Source organism: Armatimonadota bacterium, from assembly GCA_035527535.1.
In the GTDB taxonomy this organism is placed as follows: domain Bacteria; phylum Armatimonadota; class Hebobacteria.
The window spans coordinates 1-3,821 of sequence record DATLAK010000148.1 but is presented as its reverse complement, the minus strand read 5'-3'; the positions used below and the strand labels follow the sequence as shown (position 1 = coordinate 3,821).

Here is a 3,821-nt window from a genome sequence, read left to right as displayed (position 1 = left end):
GGCGCCAACCAGGTCGTCGCCGCGGCGCGCCTGGGCGCGCAGACTCACCTCGTCGGGCGCGTGGGCGATGATGGTTTCGGACGCCAGCTGCGGCAAGCGCTGGAGGACAACGGCGTGGATTGCAGCCGCGTTGTCACCGACCGCGAGCACCCGAGCGGCGTGGCCATGATCGTCGTCCAGGCGTCGGGCGAGAACAGCATCGTCGTCGCCGGCGGTGCCAACGGTGCGGTTTCTCCACGCGACGTTGAGGCGTCGCGCGCGGTGATACAGGCGGCGGAGGTAGTGCTGCTGCAGCTCGAGATTCCGCTGGAGACGGTGACGACGGCGATGACGATAGCGCGCGCCGCGGGCGTCCGAACCATCCTTGATGCGGGACCGGCGTGCGCGCTGCCGGAGGAGGTGCTGCGCGCGCCAACCCTTCTATCACCAAACCTGGTCGAGGCCGAGGCCCTGCTGGGCCGCCCGGTGTCCGGTGGGCTGGAGGCGGCGCGCGAACTGGTGGCGCGCGGGGTCGCCGCATGTGTGGTAAAATCAGGGGCGCGGGGATGCGCGTGGGCCACCCCCCAGGCGTCGGCGGAAATCGCCGCCGCTATGGTGGAGGTGGTTGACACGACGGCGGCGGGCGACGCCTTCACCGCGGCGCTGGGCGTGGGCTTGGCGGAAGGGCAGTCCCTGGCGGCCGCCGCCGCGTGGGCTAACTTCGCCGGCGCCTTGGCGGTGACGCGCCTGGGCGCCCAGCCGTCCATGCCCACGCGCGCCGAGCTCGAGCAGTTCATCTCGTGTGGAAGCTAGGATTGTCGTATGCCGATCGAAATCTGGCCGTCCATCATCTGCGCGGATTTCCGCGCCCTGGCCGACTCGCTCAAGCAGCTGGAGGAGGCCGGCGCCGACGGCATTCACCTCGATATAATGGATGGGCACTTCGTGCCCAACATCACCTTCGGCCCGCTGGTGGTGGAGGCGATACGCTCGGCGACCAAGCTGCCCCTGGACGCGCACCTCATGATCGCGGATCCAGGCCGCTACCTGGGCGACTTCGTGCGCGCCGGGGCGGACCTGATCACCGTGCACGCCGAGGCCACCGTCCATCTCCAGCGCACGCTTGCGGCGGCGCGCGAAGCGGGGGCGCAGGCCGCGGTGGCGCTCAACCCGGCGACGCCGCTGAGCGCGATCGAGTACGTGCTCGCGGACGTATCACTGGCGCTGCTGATGACGGTCAACCCGGGTTTCGCCGGACAGGCGATGGTGCGCTCGACGCTGCCCAAGATCAACCGCCTGCGGGAGCTGATCGGGCAGCGCGATCTCGACCTGCGGGTGGCGGTGGACGGCGGCGTGAGCGCCGAGACCGCGCCCGACATCGTCCGGCGGGGGGCGGAGATGCTCGTCATCGGCTCGGGGCTGTTCATACCCGGTCTAACCCTGGCCCAAGCCATGAATCGTGTGCGCGCCGCCGTGGCTGCGGCGGCTGAGTGAGAGGAGTCTGGAATGGCGGATCAAGAGCGCAATCGCGAAGCGGGCGAGCCCACGCAAGCCGGCGCCGGTGAGAAGGGGCGCCCGGCCGTGGACTACGCGCGCTATCGCATGAACCCGGTGCAGATCAAGGAATCAGTGGAGATCGCGCGGGCGGTTCCCCGCCGCATCTTCGCGACCGTGGTCGTGCTCGCGGCGCTGGCGGTCGCGGTGATCGGTGTCATCATCTGGGAGCGACTGGCGGCCGAGCGCTCGCCGCTGGAGTCGCTCAACCCCGATGTGCGAGATGAGGCACGCGAGCTAGTGGACAACATCCTTACGCGCATCGAGTCGCTCCAGGGCTACGTCTATGATGCTGAGTACCCTACGCCCACTCGCCTGCGGATCTTCATCAGTCCAACCTTCGGGCAGCCGGGCGAGGAGCGAGCGGTCACGGGGAAGGAAGTCGAGAATGTCACCCGTCGCGTGACCGACGAGTTCCGCGGCTACGGTCGGAAACACGCCAAGCTCACCGTGGAAGCGTTCGTGGTCGAGCATCCAGCGCTGGCCGCGGATCAACCGCCGGTCGCCGTCGGCGAGTATGACCCGCAGACGGAATCCGTCAGTGTGCGGCTGACGACACAGATCCCCGTGCCCGGCCAGAGAAGCACGGGAGCGGCGCCGCCCGGACACGGCCACATCGGTGAGCACGGCGGCGCCGGCGCACCTCCCGGCTAGCCCTAATACTGTTCGTTTAAGCTACTAGTGTGCAGTAACAGAGCCGCTATTGATCGTTTCCTGGCGGCATGGAACGATAACCCGACTGCATTCATGTGGATCAAGACCGCCGACGACATCCTCGCTAAGGACTAGTACCTAGTGACATAAATCAGTGTGTTTATTCTTGAATGACTTGGCATGGACGTTGGCGGCGCGCCACTCGAAGGGGGCGGCGGTTTCGAGATAGGCGGCGATGAATCGGTCAATCGCCGCGCGCAGCTGGCGCACGCTAAGGAAGCTGGCTCCCTTGAGCGCCCCGCGGACCAGCAGACTAAACCAAATTTCGATCTGATTGAGCCACGAAGCATGGGTGGGAGTAAAGTGAAAGTGGACGTTGGGATGGCGCGCCAGCCAGCGATCATGCTTGGGCTTATGGGTATTGAGATTATCCAGGATTACGTGGATCTCCATCTCCGCCGGGTAGTCCGCCACCACCTCGTTCATGAAGTCCAGGAACTCCCGCCGTCGGCGTCGCCGGTAGTGGTCGGCTTTCACCAGTCCGGTGGCCACCTCCAACGCGGCGAACAAGGTGGAGGTCCCATGCCGTTTGTACTCGTGGGAGAAGCCAGTCAAGGCCTTGCCATCGGGCAGCCGCAGGTAGCCCTGTGCCCTCTCCAACGCCTGAATATGCGGCTTCTCGTCCACGCAAAGCACTATCGCGTTCTCTGGGGGCGCCAGATACAACCCCACGATCTCCGCCGCCTTCCGGGTGAACTCCGGATCGGTACTCACACACCAGGAGCGGCGGCGTTCCAGGCTGATATCGTAGTGCGCGAGCACTCGCCAGACATACCGCGGGTGCAAGCCCAGCGCCTTCGCCAGAAGCTTCCCGTTCCAACGCGCCCAGCCGCTGGGCGGGGGCTCGTCCAGCTTCGCCAGAATACGCCGCTCGGTGGTCTCGTCATATTGCTCCGGCCGACCCGAACGCGGCGCATCCTGCAAGCCCGCCATGCCCTGCCGGGCGAAGCGCGTCCGCCAGCGAGAGACCACGCTGGGGCGCACGCCCAACTGGGGCGCGATCTGATCGTTTCGCTTGCCCTGCGCCGCCAACAGGATAATACGTGCCCGCAACATATCGCGGGCCGGGGTGGCGGTCGCTCGCACGCGTCTTTCCAACACCCCCCGCTCTTCTTCCGTCAGTATGACGACCGTCGCTTGGCTTGGCATGTGCCAAGTATATCATATCATGTTACTTGTGTCACTAGGTACTAGCACTACTCAGTCGCAGTGCGTTCGTTCTCAACCACCTACGCCGCCAAGGGCAGCTCCTCCGCGGCGGGTCGGTCCCGCCCGTCACGCACGGACGGCTGCAGCCAGGGATCAAGGTGTCTCACCGCCGCTCGACGCCGCAAATCACCGCCGCAACGCCCGTCTCAGGCGGTCGCGGGAGCGTGGGGCCGGTCCGGTCCTAAACGCGATGAACCTCTCCCCTTTGAAGGTCAGTTGACCAGTCTGATCGGGCTCCAGGCGCATGAATACATCCTCGGGCACCACGAACTCTACCTGCTCGCGGCCGACGCGGAACGAGGCCCAGCGCAGGTACGGCGCCTCGATCACTTTGTGCCGACCACGCAGGTGGCTGGAGACCCACG

5 protein-coding genes are annotated in these 3,821 nt (G+C 66.3%); 3 read left to right on the top strand and 2 right to left on the bottom strand.

Annotation, left to right across the window (positions count from 1 at the left end; genetic code table 11):
* The 3 genes from VM221_10285 to VM221_10275 all read left to right on the top strand — a co-directional run.
* Window positions 1-792 (top strand): ribokinase (locus VM221_10285; protein HUT75204.1); only part of this gene is annotated, 792 nt, incomplete at its 5' end.
* A 9-nt stretch (window positions 793-801) separates the two neighbouring features.
* Window positions 802-1,473 carry a ribulose-phosphate 3-epimerase gene (rpe, locus tag VM221_10280; GenBank protein HUT75203.1) on the top strand — a complete coding sequence of 224 codons (672 nt, stop codon included), beginning with the start codon at window positions 802-804 and terminating at the stop codon, window positions 1,471-1,473.
* Window positions 1,474-1,485: 12 nt separating this feature from the next.
* The gene (locus tag VM221_10275) at window positions 1,486-2,187 is read left to right on the top strand and encodes a hypothetical protein (protein ID HUT75202.1); all 702 of its coding nucleotides are present in this window, start codon (window positions 1,486-1,488) and stop codon (window positions 2,185-2,187) included.
* 138 nt (window positions 2,188-2,325) lie between these two features.
* On the opposite strand, the gene VM221_10270 is transcribed toward VM221_10275, so the two are convergent.
* Both VM221_10270 and VM221_10265 read right to left on the bottom strand, forming a co-directional pair.
* Window positions 2,326-3,396 (bottom strand): IS630 family transposase, encoded by a 1,071-nt coding sequence (locus VM221_10270; protein HUT75201.1) that lies wholly within the window; start codon window positions 3,394-3,396, stop codon window positions 2,326-2,328.
* 186 nt (window positions 3,397-3,582) lie between these two features.
* A partial coding sequence (locus tag VM221_10265) for a hypothetical protein (GenBank protein ID HUT75200.1) occupies window positions 3,583-3,821 on the bottom strand: 239 nt, incomplete at its 5' end.